Source organism: Desulfobacterales bacterium (assembly GCA_029211065.1).
GTDB lineage: Bacteria > Desulfobacterota > Desulfobacteria > Desulfobacterales > JARGFK01 > JARGFK01.
The window spans coordinates 1-16731 of sequence record JARGFK010000044.1; the positions used below are offsets into that span (position 1 = coordinate 1).

Here is a 16731-nt window from a genome sequence, read left to right on the forward strand (position 1 = left end):
TTCGGATGGTAAAAAAATATCTGGGAAAAAGGGATTTGAAAACTTACTTCCTTTACTCTTTCTCGTGGCATATGCTCTATCGATCGAAAAAATTGGTTTTCCCGTTGGAACTTTTTTGTTTCTATCAACAACTTTTAGATATTTAGGATATCCAAGATGGATTGGATCATGCGTTATTAGTGCGATCATAACTTCAGCGATCTTTATACTGTTTACTGTAATTTTAGACGTTCGCCTTCCGGCAGGAGATTTTCTATCAGTATTTTAACCTGATACCCAATAAGGACAAAGCAAGGAATGCATGCAGAGATATTGGTTCATTTAATTGATGGTTTTGCGATTGCTTTTCGTCCGGAAAATCTATTGTTTGCTTTCTTGGGGGTATTTCTTGGAACGATCGTTGGCGTACTCCCCGGAATCGGCCCTGCAGGAGCACTTGCTTTAATTCTACCCATTGTTTTTTCGCTCAACCCTGTCAGTGCAATTATCATGCTGGCAGCGGTATACTCTGGTGCAATGTATGGCGGATCGACCACTTCGATCCTGCTCAATGTCCCAGGAGAGTCATCTTCAGTTGTTACGTGCTTGGACGGCCACCAGATGGCCTTGCAGGGTCGCGCTGGACCTGCGCTCTGTATCGCCGCCATTGGTTCATATATTGCGGGAACATTGGGTGTTGTCGGCTTGATGCTTTTCGGACCTGTGCTGGCCAATTTTGCTTTAAGATTCGGGCCACCTGAATATTTTGCTTTAATGGTCTTTGGCCTTTCTGCTGTTTCCAGCCTTGCCGGGGAGTCTCTAATTAAAGGGTTGATGACCATGACTTTCGGCTTACTGTTAACCACCATCGGCACAGATGTAACCGGAGTTGAAAGATATACTTTAAATATTGATGACCTTGTTGAAGGGATTGAATTTTTGGCTTTGACAATTGGTCTGTTCGCGATTTCAGAAGTTTTGTTAACTTCCGGCAAATTACGAAATGGCAAGGCCAAATCGATCATAGAACATAAACTTTGGATAACCTTAAAGGACTTTTTACGTAGTTTCGGCGCCATCATACGAGGTTCCATCATCGGTTTTTTTGTGGGGGTTTTGCCGGGCGCCGGCGCCGGCATTGCGTCATTCATCTCATATTCGGTTGAGACGCAAATAAGCCGTCATCCGGAACGATTTGGTCGAGGTGAGATAAGAGGAGTTGCAGCACCGGAATCTGCAAACAATGCTGCGAGTTCAGGCGCTATGGTTACAATGCTTACGCTTGGTATCCCCGGTTCTGGAACAACCGCTATAATGCTCGCAGCTTTGATGGCCCTGGATGTGAACCCAGGCCCTTTGATTTTCACAGCTCACCCTGATGTGGTGTGGGGATTGATTGCAGCATTATATGTGGGCAATATCATGCTGCTTATTTTAAACCTACCCTTGATTGGCATATTTGTAAGACTGTTGTTTATTCCCATGCAGATGCTTCTGCCGGTTATCATCGTCATATCAGTAGTGGGAGTTTATAATGCCAACCAAAGCGTTTTTGACCTCGTTCTTTTGTGCGGCTTCGGTCTATTAGGTTATTTTATGAGAAAAAATGGTTATCCGGTTGCGCCCGTTGTCCTCGGTTTTGTGTTGGGAGGTCGCATGGAAGAATCATTGCGCCAATCTATGATCATGTTTCAAGGCGATCCTTTTTTTCTGATTGAGCGCCCCATAGGCATCTTTTTCATCGTTCTTGCTTTTATATTTCTTATTTTACCTCATGTTATCAGGTGGCTTTCGGGCGGAGCTGCGATTGAACGTGAAGATTCATGATTATTTTTTAATCACTTAAAAGACAACCCGACAGCTTGTCAGGGATTCATTTGTGGAGTTGATTTAACAACGTCATCACAACAGAAAGGGGTTTTGAATTGAATTCAAAATACAAAGTCGTCATTACGGATCACCGGTTTCCGAATGTGGACATCCAACGCGAGGTACTGTCTAAAATCGGAGCGGAGCTGGTTGTCGGGCAGGCCCAAACCGAAGAAGAGATCATTGCGATTGCCAAAGACGCCCACGGGATTCTGAATGCGCGCTCAAAAATTACGGAAAAAGTTATTAATGCGTTGACATGCTGCAAAATCATGGTGCGCTACGGCGTCGGTGTCGACACCATCGACATCGCCGCCGCCACCCGCAAAGGGATCATGGTCAGCAATGTGCTGGATTATTGTGTGGACGAGGTGTCGGATCATGCCCTGGCATTGGTCCTGGCCCTGACCCGCAAAGTGGTATTCTCCGCCAGACGGGTTCGTGCAGGCGAATGGTCCGTCGCCAATCTGAAACCGTTAAAACGGCTTTCCGGACAAACCCTCGGGGTTGTGGGATACGGCCGGATCGGCAGGGAGCTTGCCCGCAAGGCCAGCCCCATCGGCTTTAACGTTCTGGTCTATGACCCTTATGTTGATGAAAAGGCCGTCGCCAAGACCGGTTTTAAACTGGCATCTTTTGAGGAGCTGATCAAGGGGTCCGACGTCATTTCGCTGCATTCGCCGCTGACGCCGGAAACAAAAGGGATGATCGGCAAACAGCAGCTCGACATGATGAAGCCGAATGCCTATATCGTGAATGTCAGCCGCGGTTCTCTGATTGATGAAGGTGCCCTGATTGATGCACTGAATGCGGGCCGGATCGCCGGGGCCGGCCTGGATGTGATGATCGATGAGCCTGCGAAGCCGGATAATCCCCTGTTAAAGATGGAGCAGGTCATCGTGACATCGCACACCGCGTTTTATTCGGATGAAGCCATACAGGAGCTGCAGAAAAAGGCGGCCGAAAAGGTTGCTGCTGCGCTGACGGGACAAATACCCGATCCGCTGGTGAATCCGGAGGTGTTAAAATCCTGAAAAACCAGCCGGAAATCCGAATCACGAAATTAGAAATTCGAAACAAATTCAAATGGTCAAAATCCGAAGGTTCCAAACCCTGGGTCGATCGCAACCATCACATTTGCGACTCGCCTTTTTGAATATGGGTCATTCGGATTTCGAAGTTGTTTCGAATTTCGATATTCGGATTTCGAATTTAGAACTTAGAAAATCCATGTTAAAAATCTAAAGCGCCTCCAGGGCCGCCAGGGCAATCGTTTCATCGTCCTTGCTGCTGGCGCCGCTGACACCGATGGCCCCGAGCAGTTCGTCGCCCTTTTTGATGGGAACGGCGCCCTGCTGGGGGACAAATAGACCTCTCTCGGCGATCATCATGGCCCGCATGACCGGGTTGTTGGCCCGCTCGGACAGCTTGGCACTGGGGACGCCGTATTCCACCGACGCAAAGGCCTTCCCTTTGGAAACCGCGATGCTGCGATACGGCGCACCGTCCATCCGCGACATGGTGACCAGGTCCCCGCGCAGATCCACCACCGATATGACTACCTTAAGGCACATTTCCACGGCTTTTTTCTGAGCGGCCTGAACAAGCCGTTCGGCATCCGAAAGTTTAATAGACATATCCATCATCCTTTCTTTCTGCGTAATAGTTCCCGCTTCGTTTTTTGACTTGTATGAAACTTCACTGAAATATGGAGTCAAAGTCCGTCGCTCGTAGTAAGTGGTCCGTGGCCGCAACTTCAAAAGACAACGGACAACACGCAACGGACATCCTCCGAGTTCGTTCATTCCGACTTTTACGCCGGCGGCGTTGCTGGCTATATTGCTTCATATCCGCTTCCAGCCCCAATCCTGATCATGAACCACATATTTGTTTTTGCCCGGACGCCGGTCCACAAAAATTTTCCCCTCTTTCATGACGATTTTGATTTTGTCTTTATCCTGAAGAACGCGAATGTCCTTTAAAGGATCTCCGTCAACCGCAATGATATCGGCGAACTTGCCCGGTTCCAGGGTGCCGGTAACGCTGCCCAGCCGGATGGCCTCGGCCGTATTCTTGGTTGCGGTCTGGATGGCCTGCATGGGGGTCATGCCGTAGTCTACATAAATTTCAAGCTCCTGGGCGTTGGAGCCGATGTCCGGATCCAACTGGGTATCGGTTCCCATGGCGATCTTGACCCCGGCCTTGATAAAGCGCTGGAATGTCTCTTTGGTATGGGGTTGCAGCATCTTCATTTTATCTAAAGTAAATTCCGACGTGCCGATGCGCCTTCTGACTTCAATGGCGCGGTCGGAACGGTGCATCAGCGTCGGCACAATCGGTTTTTTTTCAGATACCAGCATTTCAATGGCTTCATCATCGGTGAAGACACAGTGGTCGATGGTATCGGCGCCGGCTTTTAGGGCCATCTTCTGGGCTGTGGGGGTAAAACAGTGGCAGGAGCAGTGTTTGTCAAGGGCATGGGCCTCATCAACGATGGCATCGAGTTCTTCCTGGGTCATGTTGCGGACATCCGGGGCCTCCTTGTCGGTGCCGCCCCCGCCGGATGCGCAGGTTTTGATAAAATCGACACCGATCCGCAACTGCTTGCGGGCCAGTTTGCGCAGCTCCCAGGGGCCGTCTGCGGTGGCATCCGGTTCTCTCCTGCAGCCACGCGGAACGATCAGGTCCAGGTGCGACCCCGTCATGGTGGCATACCCTCCCACCATCAGCCTCGGGCCGGCAAAAATTCCCGTTTCAATGGCATCCCGCAGGGCGACCAGTTCAGTCGAGTTGTGACCGCCATAGGCGTTGGGCCAGGGATGGTCCCTTAGGGTGGTAAACCCCATTTCAAACATGATCTGCTGGTGCAGCAGGGTATACAGCATCTGCAAGGGCGGCGTGACTTCCAACTGGGCTACCCGGTAATTCTTAAAAGTGACCACATTATACGCGGAGCAGTGCAGATGGATATCCATCAAGCCAGGCATCAGGGTGTGCCCCGGGAATTCTTCAATAACAGCCCCCGCCGGAGGCGTGATTTCACCTTCCGTTCCAATTTGCTTTATCCGTTTTCCCTCGATGACAACCAGCGGGTTTTTGACAACATCCCTGCCGTTGCCGTCAATGAGCCTCGCTGCCTTTAAAACCGTGATATTCCCTTTTTCCATATTTATTCCCCTTTCAGGTAATCGTTAAATTTTCTAAAAGATCCATTATTTTTGAGGGTCGAAGCCGGGTTCGTAATGGGCGCCGGTCTTTTGGCCGTCTTCGGGAATGCCGTGGATGCCGAAGGAGGTGTCTTTGGCAACCAGATAAACCAGATCATCGTCCGTGGCGGCAACCATGCTGTGAAGGGCATCGGGCGGGATATGGATAACTGCGCCGGGTTGAGCGATCTTTTCCTGGTCCTCAACCTTGGCTTTTACACGGCCCTTTAAAATATAGATAAATTGCTCGTTGGGATGCCGATGGGGCCGCGACCCGGTTCCTTTTTCCTTGTGATACAGCAAAACCTGAATGCGTTCCCCCTTTACCCAGCCGCCGTGGGCTGAAGAATAGTCGGGACCGATGGCGATATCTTCTTCGTTTTCCAAGTGAAAAAAGTATTTCATTATGGTTTCTCCCGTCAATCCGATTCAAAGCCGAGGTCGTAATGCGCTCCGGTTTTTTTCCCGTCAACCGCGTTGCCGGCAATGCCCCAGCTCATGTCCTTGGCAACAAAATAGTCGCCGCCACCGTCCGAAACGGCAATCAGATAGTGATGGGCATTTGCAGGGATATGCATCAATTCACCCGGGACGAGGGTTTTTTCTTCGCCTTCGACTTTGGCTTTAAATGTGCCTTTTAAAATATAATTAAACTGTTCATTCGGGTGGGAATGCAATCTTGACCCGGTCCCTTTTTCTTTGTGCACCAGGGCGATCTGCATCCGTTCGCCTTCTACCACTGCGCCAAAGGCAGATGAGTAATCCCCGGCCAGATAGGATTTGTCATGGGCGTTCAGGTTAAAAAAATACTTCATGGGGGTTCCTCCTTGCTCTGAAAGTTGCGGGAAATTACAATCTTTTTTTTGAATACCAATTTAAATATGTATTTGCAAGGACTTTTAAAAAAATATATATCTATCTGAAACTAAAAAGAAAATTAATATTATTATGGGTTTGATAAAAAATAATATGGAATACCAAAAAAATATTGACAACTGGTATGATGACTAGTAAGCCTATAACAAAAGACGATTTCTGACGATCCAATTGGCATGTTAATGGATACCTTATTACATGGACAACAATTTCTGACGCGGGTATCCAGGCATTTTTTGAATACAGAAAACAATTCTGTCTGTTCGATTCTATTAGACCCGACTTCAGCATCTCTGCTATTCTGATTTTGCTTTTATCAAAAACAATAATAACTTGAAATCTACATCCCGCCAAAGTGTGCGGATTTCATGAAAGGAGCTGGTAGATGGAATATTTTTACCGATGGGAAGATTTAGAGAGTATTCAAGTCGGCCGAAGCTATAGTTCAGGGGAGGGGCCGCTCATTAAAGGAGAGCGGATGCAAATTGCCCTGGTTCGCAAGGCCAAGGGAACGGGTGCGAGACCCCACCACCATCCCAACGAGCAGTTCCATTATGTCGTCAAGGGCACCTTGAAAGCGATGGTTGGCGGCCAGGAGCAGATCGTCAAGCCGGGAGGCGTTATTCATATTCCCCCAAATGTCAGCCACGCAACTGTCGCAACGCCGGAAGAAGACGTCATTTTTTTTACGGTCAAAGATACGTCCTGGGGAATCGAGGGTATTCCGAATGACGGCAAGGATACCGGCGGCGTTTACGAAGGCGGTCGTAAACCGGATCCCAAAAAATAATTTCAATGGCGGCTTACTATTAACACCATAACCCAAAAGGAGTGAAGCGATGCGGAAATTAAACATGTTAATCGTTTTATCGGTCATTGCAGCATTGGCCGTTTTATCTTTCAATGTCGATGTCCATGCAGCTAAAAAGTGGCCGGACAAACCAATGGAACTGCTGATCCCCACGAGTCCGGGGTCCGGCGCCTCCGTGTATACGCAAACCGTTGCCAAACTGGCCAAAAAATATCTGGACCAACCCATGGACGTCCTGCACAAACCCAGCGGCAACGGCAATGACCTCTGTCGCTTCCTGATGCGGCAGCCGGCCGATGCGAACTCGGTTGCGATTTATGTCGGCAGCATGACCGGCTACATGAACCTGCCTGGGTTTGAATCCAAACCGACGGATTTCGTTTATCTGATGCAGATGTTCAAATCCTTATACAGCCTGTATGTTCACCAGGACAGCCCGTTTAAAACCATCGAGGACATGATTAAATATGCCAAGGAAAATCCGGGCAAACTCGATATCGGCAGCAATAAAATCGGCAGCGTGCATTTTACCAATGTTGAGTTGTTTGCCAAGGCGGCCGGCATCAAGATTAACCACGTTCCCTACAAAGGGGCTGGCGGTGCCCGTAAAGACGTCATGGGAAAGCATCTGACGGCTGCGGTGGCGCAGCCCTATGAAGTGCTGTCGCGCTCGAAATATTTGAGGATGTTGCTGCTTTTCGACGACAAGCGGATGCCGGAATTGCCGGATCTGCCGGTGCCGTCCGATCTGGGTTACAACTATGACACGTTCTATCAGGTTTATGGCATCATGTTGAAAAAAGGCGCCCCGGCCGACAGGCTGGAGATTTTGAAGGCGGCGTTCAAAAAAGTCATGGAAGAGCCCGAGTTTGTTAAATTGGGCGACAAGACCGGCAACTCGATCGTCTTCGAAGACACAGATGTATTTACCCAGAAGGTGTTGAAAAAGACCGAAACGGTCAGGGAAATTCTCGTAGAGCTCAAAGTCATCAAGTAGTCGGCGCTTTGGCACCGACGATTGTTTCCGATGAATGTAATGCCCCTTTTTTGTGGGCATTACATTCATCGGTTATCATTTATGTCGAGCGTTGGCATGAGGGTCCTGCCGGGTCGACGAACGCAGAAGGGTCTTATGTGATACCCCTTGACGAAGGTTTGCAAAATGAACAGCTCTAAATTGGATTTATCCATCGGGATTATTCTCTGTGTGCTGGGAGCGTTTCTCTTTTTGAATACCTATACCTTTCCCCCACCGCTCCAGCCCAACGCGCCCGGGTCCGCAACCTTTCCGCGCATCATTATCATCATGATGATGTTTTTCGGTATTATCATGATTTATCAAAGCCGGCTCCCCAACCTCAAAACAGCAGCAGCGAAACAAGCGCCGGTATTTAGTAAAAATTTTGTAACGGCTGTAGGTCTCATCTTGATGTATCTTGCGCTCCTGCAATACTTGGGATTTGTGCTGGACAGCTTTTTGTATCTTTGCCTGACGCTGGTTGCCCGTATCAACGGCCGGATTAAAGCGGTGCTGGTGTCCGCCGTCGGCGTCGCCTGCTTTTATCTGATATTTGCCGTTCTGTTGAACATCCGTCTGCCGAAACTTTACTGGCTGGGGTAGATTGATTTCAACCTAAAATGAACCGTCAGGAAACGATTAATGGAATCCATGTTTATTGAAAATCTATTCGGCGCCCTGGGCCTGCTTTTCAATGTCAATACGCTTCTGGTCATTCTGCTGGGTGTCATTCTGGGCCTTTTTCTGGGGATCTTGCCGGGAATCGGCGGTACGGCCGCGCTGGCGATCACATTCCCCATCACCTATGAAATGACCGCCGGCAACGGCATCCTTTTTCTGATTGCGGTTTATTCCGCAGCGGAATACGGCGGTTCCATCCCCGCTATTTTGATCAATACCCCCGGTACCGGTGCGGCTGCGGCGACCATTCTGGACGGGTATCCCCTGTCGCAGAAAGGGTTTCCCAAGAAGGCCATGCAGATTTCTCTGGCCTCCGGGGTTTTCGGGGGGATATTCAGCACCCTTGTCTTTATCCTGATGGGCCCCCTGCTGGCCTGGGTCGGGCTGCAATTCGGCCCCATCGAAATGTTTGCCGTCGGCGTTTTCGGCCTGTCGATTGTCTGCAGCCTGGTGGGGAAAAGTGTGGTCAAAGGATTTCTGGCCGTTGCCATCGGGGCACTGCTCGCTTCGATCGGGCCCTCTAATTTTTCAGGCCTGCGATTTACCTTTGATCAGCACTACCTGCTGGATGGGATTCCCATGGCGGTGGCGTTTATCGGTTTTTTTGCCGTGCCCCAGGCCATCAAAATGATCACGGCGGAAACGGAGGCGTCGGCGCATGTTGATCTAAAAAAGAGCGGGAAAAACGATTTCCTCGCTTTCAGGCAGTTAAAGAAACTCTTCATGACCATGGTCAGGGGGTCTTTGGTCGGTTCGATTATCGGCATCATCCCCGGCGCCGGAACCGGCATCGCCTGTTTTATCGCTTATAATGAAGAAAAACGCTTTTCCAAGAGACCCGAAGAATTCGGCAAAGGAGTCGAAGAAGGGATTTCGGCGCCGGAATCGGCCAACAACTCGGTGGTCGGCGCCTGCCTGGTGCCGACCCTGACGCTTGGCATCCCCGGCTCTTCCGCTGCCGCGTTGATCATGGGGCTGCTGATCATGAAGGGCATCAATCCCGGTCCCATGCTGTTCCAGGAACAGGGGCGGCTGGTACTGCTTATCTTTACCGGGCTGATCATCGTCAATATTTTTCTGCTGCTGGTGGGGCTCTTGGGAATCAATGTGTTCGCACTGGTGACCCGAATACCCCAGCGTATCCTGGGACCGTTCATCATCGTTCTGGTTCTCACCGGCACCTACTCCTATCAGCAGAATGCAAACCATGCCGTCATGGCGATGATTCTGGGGATTTTCGGCTATATTCTCAGCCGGGCTCAGATACCCAATATTCCTCTGGTTCTGGCATTTATCATGGCGCCGATCATGGAATACAACCTGATCCACGCGCTGATGATTCACCGGGGCGATTACATGGTCATTTTTAAATCACCGATTTGTGTCGGGATATTGGTGCTGTCGGCCTATTCGGCGGTCTACGGTTATATTCGCGAGAAACGATCACAGGCGAGAGAAAACCAGAATCAGGATAAATCCGCTGAGTAAAGCGCGCATCATTGAATGGACATGAGGTCGCCGGCTTTCAGATCAGACCGCATGTCGAAATCATAAAAAACCATTGGTCATTGCGAGGAAAGCTATGGATAGACCCAGAATCTTCGTCACCCAGCCGATAGAGAACTCCGCCCTGAAAAGACTTGAGGAACACCTGGACGTAACGGTCCATCCCGACGCGGCTAAATCAATTCTCAAAGCGGACCTGATCGCGGGGGTTGTCAACGCCGATTATCTGTTCTGCCGATTGGGAGATATCGTCGATGCCGACGTGATTGCGGCCAATCCGAAGCTGAAGCTGATTGTTACCATGGCTACCGCAGCCGCTCAGATCGACGTAAAAGAAGCGACCCGCCGCAAGATACCGGTCGCCGGCCGCCCGGTGCCCGCCACCGGGTTTGAACCGGACAGCATTATCGAAGAAACCGCCGATCTGGCCTGGACCCTGATGATGGTGGTGGCGCGCAAGATCATCGAGGGAAACGAGCTGGTGCGTACCGGGGTTTTTCCAGGCCCCCAGTCTCCCTACATTCTCGGGTCCAAAGTCAACGAAAAGACCCTGGGAATCGTCGGCCTGGGAAAAGTGGGAAGGGCCATGGCCCGTCGGGCCAGAGGGTTTAATATGAAGGTTCTTTACTATGATATGCACCGTTACCCGGAGGCTGAAACGGAACTCGGCGCGACATTCGCATCCCTGGAAGAATTGCTGAAAGCGTCTGATTTTGTAACCCTGCATCCCTTATACACGCTCCAGACCCATCACCTCATCGGGAAGAAAGAGTTGGCCCTGATGAAGCCTTCGGCATTCCTGATCAATACCTCCCGCGGACCGGTGGTGGACCAGGAAGCGCTCATCGAAGCCGTGCGTGAAAAAGAGATTGCCGGCGTCGCCCTGGATGTTTATGAAGGCGAACCCCATCCCGAACTTCCGGCGGATTTCGTCAATATGAAAAACGTGGTGTTGACGCCCCACCTGGGAAGTGCGGTGACAGAGAAGCGCGAAGTCATGTCCCATACGGTGGTGGACATCTTCCTTGATTTTCTGGCGGGGAAAAAACCGAAAACCCTCTTTAATCCTGAAATCTACGGTTGACTTTACTCCCCAACGCCAGATAGAAAAAGATGGCAGCAGCGATCCCATCATCAATAAGGAAAAAAATATATGGCCAGACCCTCCGTGTTTATTACCCAGCCGCTGGAAAAGTCCGCCCTGGAGCGGCTCCGGCAGGTGATGGATGTCATGATAAACCCCAATTCTTCCCGTACGATCGTTAAGGAAGAATTGATTAGCGGGGTTGATAAAAAAGACTATCTGTTTTGCCGCCTGGGGGATATCGTCGATGCCGATGTCATTCAGGCCGGGCAAAAACTGAAGCTGATTGCAACCATGGCCCTTACCCCGGGGCAGATAGATGTTCAGGCGGCAACCCGCAGAAAGATTGCCATTGCAGTCCCCGTCCAGGGCGCCCTCGTTGACGGGATCGCCGAAGCGACGGCGGATATCAACTGGGCGCTTATGATGGCCGTGGCTCGCAGGGTCGTTGAAGGGGACAAATTGGTCCGCGCCGGAATATTTCCAGGGCCGCAATCGATGCACCTGTTGGGCGCCCCGGTCAACGGCAAGACGCTGGGAATTATCGGCATGGGAAAAATCGGAAAAGCGGTTGCCAGAAGGGGTGCGGGCTTCGGCATGAAGATTCTGTATTATTCCAGAAAACGCCATCAGGACGCCGAAGATCAGTTTGGCGCGCTTTACGTTACCCTTGAGAACTTATTGGAAAACGCTGATTTCGTCTCGGTCCACACGGAATATTCGCCGGAAACCCACCATCTGATGGGTGCAAATGAATTTTCATTGATGAAATCCTCGGCGTTTTTAATCAATACCTCCCGGGGACCCATTGTTGATCAGGCGGCGCTCATGGATGCGCTGAAATCAAACAAAATTGCCGGCGCGGCCATTGACGTCTTTGAGGATGAACCTCACCCGCATCTATCAAAAGCGTTCGTTGAGATGAAGAATGTAGTCTTTACGCCGCACCTGGGAAGCGCCGTACCCGAACTGCGGGAAGCGATGGCAAACGCTGTTGTCGACAGCATCCTGGAATTTCGCGCAGGCAAAAGACCGGCGACGATATGTAACCCCGAAGTATTTGATACCTGAATCCTGCAAAATTCAGGTCATAAATGACTGATCAAGGAGTATGAAAGCCATGAATCATTTGACGCTGACCGCTGCATTCGGGGAATACGACCGGACGGGCATGCTGCAAAAGGGTACGGTCCGGCCGGAAGGGATCGATCTGCAAATCATTACCCTGCCGCCCATTGAAATTTTCCATCGAATGTCCCGGTTTCCGGAATTCGATGTGTCTGAAATGTCCATGGGAACGCACTGCCATCTGCTGGGCGCGGGGGACAGTCCCTTTGTGGGGATGCCGGCATTTCCGAGCCGAGTCTTTCGACATTCCATGGTCTATGTGAATGTGGATGCCGGCATTGAGAAACCGGAAGATTTGAACGGCAAACGCATCGCTATCCATGAGTGGGGCATGACGGCGGTAGTCTGGATTATGGGGATCATGGGAGAAGAATACGGACTGGACGCTACCTCCGTTGATTGGACGGCGGCGATTCAGCCGCGGGTGCCGATTCAGTTTCCGGAAAATACAAACATACGTTATTTAAAAACCGGCCAGAAAATTTCCGATCTGCTGGAAACGGGCGAAGTGGATGCCGCTTTTCTGCACCAGGTGCCGCCCTGTTTCGCCAAGGGATCGCCGCGGGTAAAGCACATGTTCCCCGACTACAAATCCGCCGAGGTCGCATACTACCGGCGCACAGGCATCCATCCCATCATGCACTGCATCATCCTGCGTAATGATATTTACCGGCAACACCCCTGGGCGCTTCAGAGCCTGTACAAGGCTTTTTGCGACGCCCGGCAAAAGGTGGCGGATGCATTAAGTGACAATGGCGCCCTTTTCGCGATGATTCCGTTTCTTCCTTCGGTTATGGAGGAAACCTACACCCTATTCGGACGGGATTTCTGGCCCTATGGCATCGAGGCCAATCGCAAGACCCTTGAAAAACTGGTTCAATATGCCCACCAGCAGGGGCTTACCCCCCGGATCCTGGATGTGGATGAATTATTCGCTCCGGTGTTCAAAGGGGTTTGAAATATATCACCAGACAACGATTGGTAAAATCTCGACCAGAATGATCAATTGCTTAATTAATATAGGAGGAAGACAAAATGCAGGAATTAACGCTCGATATCGCTTCACAGATTGTTGACAAAGCCTTGGCGAAAAGAAAAGAAATGGGATTCTTTCCGCTGACGGTAGTCGTGCTTGATGCCGGCGGACAGATGAAAGTACTCAAACGCGAGGATAAATCCAGTCTCCTGCGGCCCGAGATCGCCATTGGAAAAGCCTGGGGGGTCCTGGGAATGGGATTCGGCGGCCGTGAACTCCACCGGCGGGCAACCAAGGTTCCGATATTTTTCAACGCGCTCTCGGACATGTCCGGCGGCCGCATGGTTCCGGTCCCCGGCGGCGTGTTGATCCGTTCGGACAAAGGCGACATTCTCGGATCGGTGGGAATCAGCGGCGATGTCTCTGAAAATGACGAAATCTGTGCAGTTTACGGCATCCAGTCTGTCGGCCTTACACCGGATACGGGGGATCCGTTATAACGGTTGTGATGCGCTGCGCTTTCCCATCGGGGCGCAGCGCATTTATACCACTTTCCATAATAAAGTTCCGAAACAATGAATGGCGGTATAAGCGGTTGTAGAAAAAAACGCTGGGATAATGGAACGTTTTTTTGACACCCGCTACAACGGCTATTTTTCCCTTTTAAAATTCGCCCATCCTTCCATGACGGCGCAGACAGAGCCTGTATCCTGCTTGTCCCGCCCCTCTGCCATGGCGGCAATATAGACCTGGGCGCTGCTAGCCAGCAGCGGCGTCGGGCAGTTGATCTTCTTGGCATAACTGCCGATAATGTTCAGGTCCTTTTGCCAGACATCCATTTTCATGGTGGCCTCGTCATACCCGCCCTGAACCATCATGGGCCCGCGCACCTCAAACATGCGGGAGGTGCCGGCGCCGTCGCTGATGACCTTATAAATCAGTTCGGGATCAAGGCCGGATTTCATTCCCAGGACAAACGCTTCGGCTGCGACGACATTGTGGACGGCGACCAGCAGATTGGCGACATATTTCATCTTGCTGCCGTTGCCGAATTCACCCAGATAATAATGTGAGCGCGAGTAGCCCTCAAACACCGGCACGCATTTGTCGTAAGCGGCGCTGTCTCCGCTGCCGTAGACGGCAAGATCTTTTTGCGCGGCCTGGGCGCCGGTGCCGCTTAATGTGCAATCGAGCATCACCATGCCGGCGTTTTGCAGGGCGGCGTGGGCCCTGAGCTTGTCCTCCAGGGGAAGGGTGCCGGACTCCACCACGATCAGTCCCTTATGATCGGCGGCCAGTAAACCGTCGTCTCCCCAGACAACCTCGTCCAGTGCAGCTACACTGGGAAGGAGGGTGATGACGATGTCTGTTTTTTCGGCGACAGCCTTCGGGGAAGCGGCGCCTTTTCCGCCATTGCCGACAAGCAGATCAACCTGTTCTTTGACGACATCATATCCCACAACTGAAATCCCTGCCTTCAACAGGTTCGCCGAGATGGCCGATCCCATAATTCCCAGTCCGATCATTCCCACTTCTAAACTCATATTTTCCTCCTTGAATTTTTATAGGAAAATTTATCCTACAGCTTTATAAAAATCAATGTTCGGATCGTCAGGCGCTTTTTTCAAGGAGCGCCCGCAGTGGTTTTCAACCGCACCATCAAAACGGCCATGACCGCTGCAAGAAGCGCCAGGAGAATTGCGCCCGCCATAAACGATCCGGTCAGGTCCACCAGGTAGCCGACGATAAAAGGCCCGAAGAAGCCTCCGATCTCGGAAATGCAGAAAAACAGGCCGCCGGCCGCACCCATATATTCAGAATCGACTCCCGGCGTTTCCATCAGGGTCAAAATCACCAGGGGAACGAGGGATCCGCCGGCAATGCCGTAAAGGAGCAGATTAAGCAGCAGGGGCAAGGTCATGGTGGAGGTCAGTATGATCGTCAGGGCGGCCAGCAATGCCAGCAGCGCAATCATGGGTCCCCTGAAACCGGCAGGTGTCAGCCGGGGGATGATTAATACCGCCGGTATCCCGGAAATAAACGGTATTGAAGAATACACCCCGGCGGCAGAGGGGGAAAGTCCGGCGCTTTCCAGCAGTTTGGGGAGCCAGCTGTTGAAGCCGTGGGAAACGGCAAAGAGCAGGATGCCCACCAGCAGGATAATGCGAACACTGTGAACCCCAAACAGCTGTTTTAAGATATGTCTGAAATCTGATTTTTCCGGTTTTCCTACCGGGCCTGCTTTCTTCCCTAAAATCCACCAAAGCAAGGCGGCGCCGAAGGTAAACAAGCCGTAAAGCACGAAGGTCAAACGCCAGCTGTTCCCTACCATCGGCATAACCACGGCGTTGGTTGCGGCCAGAGCAGTCATCTGGCCCACCCATGGGCCGGTGGCATAGATTCCAATGGCGGTGCCCCGGTCTTTTCCCCTGAAAAACATGGCAATGGCTTTGGGGGCGCCGATTGAGATCATGGGGCCGCCGAGGCCGAAAAGCGCAACCATGGGAAGCAAGGTCCCAAAACCCTGGGCAAAAAAGCGGAGTGCCGCAGACAGGGCCATGATGACAGCGCCAAGAAAAAGGGATTTGCGCAGCCCCCATTTATCGAGCATAATTCCGGCTGCGATGGCCACCGCCAGATAGGTCAACTGCCATGATCCCAGGATAAACCCCATCTGACTGTATGACATAGCGAGATCTTTGAGCATGGGTGTTATCAGCGGGGAGGGCGAACGCAGGATAATTCCATGGCAGACGTACAGCAGCCAGACCATTGCCAGCAACAGCCAGCGATAGGATGACTGCTGGGTCTCGATGGAATCAATGCTGGGAGAAGATGACATGTTAATATCGTTTTTTTCAGACATACCGACCGGGATTGTTTTTTTAACTTTAACGCCACGCGAATTGATTTGATACTTGTAATACATCTTTCATCGAAGTCAATATATTTGAGCGTTTCTCCGGCAAGCGTCCGATAGATCGGTAGGGGGGATATGGCTTGGAGAATTTTCCGGGTTGACAATAGCATAGGCAGCCATGGAAGGAGAATAGAACAGTGGAATTCGACCTTGACAATTTGCGGTAATTATATTTTAGAGAGAGTTGAAATTAACAGTGACGCTGCATTAAAATTGGCAGGTTCTTTTGGGTCGCTGGTGATTACGGCAGTGTAATTTTCAAATGAGAAAGGAATTGAAAGATGACGAAAAAATTCGTTGTACCGCTTAAGGAAGCGGTTACCGGGACCCTCCATGGCGGTAATGGGACGTATCGAATCCTGATCGACAAGGACATCAGCGGCGCAAAAAACTTTTCACTGCTGGTGAATACCAGCAAGGCCGGCACAACCGGGGCCGCCCATAAACACGACGTGGAGCACTGCTGGTACATTCTGTCCGGGACCGGAAACATGGTGATGGGAGATATAACCTATCAGATCAAACCGGAAATGGCGGTTTTTACGCCGGCCGGCGTCATGCACAGCATCAATGTCGACCCCGGTGCAGATCTGACTTACGTGGTGATTTATGCGCCCCCCGGACCGGAACAGAAACTCAAGGAACTGGGCGCCAAAGCATTTGACCAAAAATAATAT

18 protein-coding genes are annotated in these 16731 nt (G+C 51.1%); 12 read left to right on the top strand and 6 right to left on the bottom strand.

The annotated features are described in order from the left end of the window. From P1P89_11370 to P1P89_11380, 3 genes are all read left to right on the top strand, one after another. The coding region (locus P1P89_11370; GenBank protein ID MDF1592106.1) for a tripartite tricarboxylate transporter TctB family protein at positions 1-268 on the top strand (268 nt) is incomplete at its 5' end. A gap of 29 nt (positions 269-297) precedes the next feature. Further along, positions 298-1806, top strand: a complete 1509-nt coding sequence (locus P1P89_11375) for a tripartite tricarboxylate transporter permease (GenBank protein ID MDF1592107.1) — start codon at positions 298-300, stop codon at positions 1804-1806. 98 nt (positions 1807-1904) lie between these two features. After that, on the top strand, positions 1905-2882 hold the full coding sequence (locus P1P89_11380; protein MDF1592108.1) for a C-terminal binding protein: 978 nt from the start codon (positions 1905-1907) through the stop codon (positions 2880-2882). Between the two features lie 207 nt (positions 2883-3089). Here the strand turns inward: P1P89_11380 and P1P89_11385 are convergent, their stop codons facing one another. From P1P89_11385 to P1P89_11400, 4 genes are all read right to left on the bottom strand, one after another. Further along, a complete protein-coding gene (locus P1P89_11385; protein ID MDF1592109.1) occupies positions 3090-3485 on the bottom strand; it encodes a heme-binding protein in 396 nt (131 codons plus the stop codon). 207 nt (positions 3486-3692) lie between these two features. After that, positions 3693-5015, bottom strand: coding sequence for an amidohydrolase family protein (locus P1P89_11390; GenBank protein MDF1592110.1), 1323 nt, complete (start codon positions 5013-5015; stop codon positions 3693-3695). A gap of 45 nt (positions 5016-5060) precedes the next feature. Further along, positions 5061-5459, bottom strand: coding sequence for a cupin domain-containing protein (locus P1P89_11395; protein ID MDF1592111.1), 399 nt, complete (start codon positions 5457-5459; stop codon positions 5061-5063). A gap of 14 nt (positions 5460-5473) precedes the next feature. Further along, positions 5474-5869, bottom strand: a complete 396-nt coding sequence (locus P1P89_11400) for a cupin domain-containing protein (GenBank protein ID MDF1592112.1) — start codon at positions 5867-5869, stop codon at positions 5474-5476. A gap of 446 nt (positions 5870-6315) precedes the next feature. Here P1P89_11400 and P1P89_11405 point away from each other — a divergent pair, with 446 nt between their 5' ends. The 8 genes from P1P89_11405 to P1P89_11440 all read left to right on the top strand — a co-directional run bounded on the left by P1P89_11405 (position 6316) and on the right by P1P89_11440 (position 13634). Beyond that, a complete protein-coding gene (locus tag P1P89_11405) occupies positions 6316-6720 on the top strand; it encodes a cupin domain-containing protein (GenBank protein MDF1592113.1) in 405 nt (134 codons plus the stop codon). A gap of 49 nt (positions 6721-6769) precedes the next feature. Further along, positions 6770-7738 (top strand): tripartite tricarboxylate transporter substrate binding protein, encoded by a 969-nt coding sequence (locus tag P1P89_11410; protein MDF1592114.1) that lies wholly within the window; start codon positions 6770-6772, stop codon positions 7736-7738. Between the two features lie 165 nt (positions 7739-7903). Continuing rightward, positions 7904-8362 (top strand): tripartite tricarboxylate transporter TctB family protein, encoded by a 459-nt coding sequence (locus tag P1P89_11415; GenBank protein MDF1592115.1) that lies wholly within the window; start codon positions 7904-7906, stop codon positions 8360-8362. Between the two features lie 39 nt (positions 8363-8401). Further along, on the top strand, positions 8402-9928 hold the full coding sequence (locus tag P1P89_11420; GenBank protein ID MDF1592116.1) for a tripartite tricarboxylate transporter permease: 1527 nt from the start codon (positions 8402-8404) through the stop codon (positions 9926-9928). A 94-nt stretch (positions 9929-10022) separates the two neighbouring features. Further along, positions 10023-11030, top strand: a complete 1008-nt coding sequence (locus P1P89_11425; protein MDF1592117.1) for a D-glycerate dehydrogenase — start codon at positions 10023-10025, stop codon at positions 11028-11030. Between the two features lie 69 nt (positions 11031-11099). Further along, positions 11100-12101 carry a D-glycerate dehydrogenase gene (locus tag P1P89_11430; protein MDF1592118.1) on the top strand — a complete coding sequence of 334 codons (1002 nt, stop codon included), beginning with the start codon at positions 11100-11102 and terminating at the stop codon, positions 12099-12101. 49 nt (positions 12102-12150) lie between these two features. Next, a complete protein-coding gene (locus P1P89_11435; protein MDF1592119.1) occupies positions 12151-13116 on the top strand; it encodes a hypothetical protein in 966 nt (321 codons plus the stop codon). A 77-nt stretch (positions 13117-13193) separates the two neighbouring features. Further along, on the top strand, positions 13194-13634 hold the full coding sequence (locus P1P89_11440; protein MDF1592120.1) for a heme-binding protein: 441 nt from the start codon (positions 13194-13196) through the stop codon (positions 13632-13634). A 150-nt stretch (positions 13635-13784) separates the two neighbouring features. On the opposite strand, the gene P1P89_11445 is transcribed toward P1P89_11440, so the two are convergent. Further along, positions 13785-14678: an NAD(P)-dependent oxidoreductase gene (locus P1P89_11445; GenBank protein ID MDF1592121.1), complete on the bottom strand. Its 894-nt coding sequence runs from the start codon at positions 14676-14678 to the stop codon at positions 13785-13787. Between the two features lie 80 nt (positions 14679-14758). Next, complete coding sequence (locus tag P1P89_11450; protein ID MDF1592122.1) at positions 14759-15976, bottom strand: MFS transporter; 1218 nt, start codon at positions 15974-15976, stop codon at positions 14759-14761. A gap of 359 nt (positions 15977-16335) precedes the next feature. On the opposite strand from P1P89_11450, the gene P1P89_11455 reads away from it, so the two are divergent. Next, the gene (locus P1P89_11455) at positions 16336-16728 is read left to right on the top strand and encodes a cupin domain-containing protein (GenBank protein MDF1592123.1); all 393 of its coding nucleotides are present in this window, start codon (positions 16336-16338) and stop codon (positions 16726-16728) included. Positions 16729-16731 lie beyond the last annotated feature (3 nt).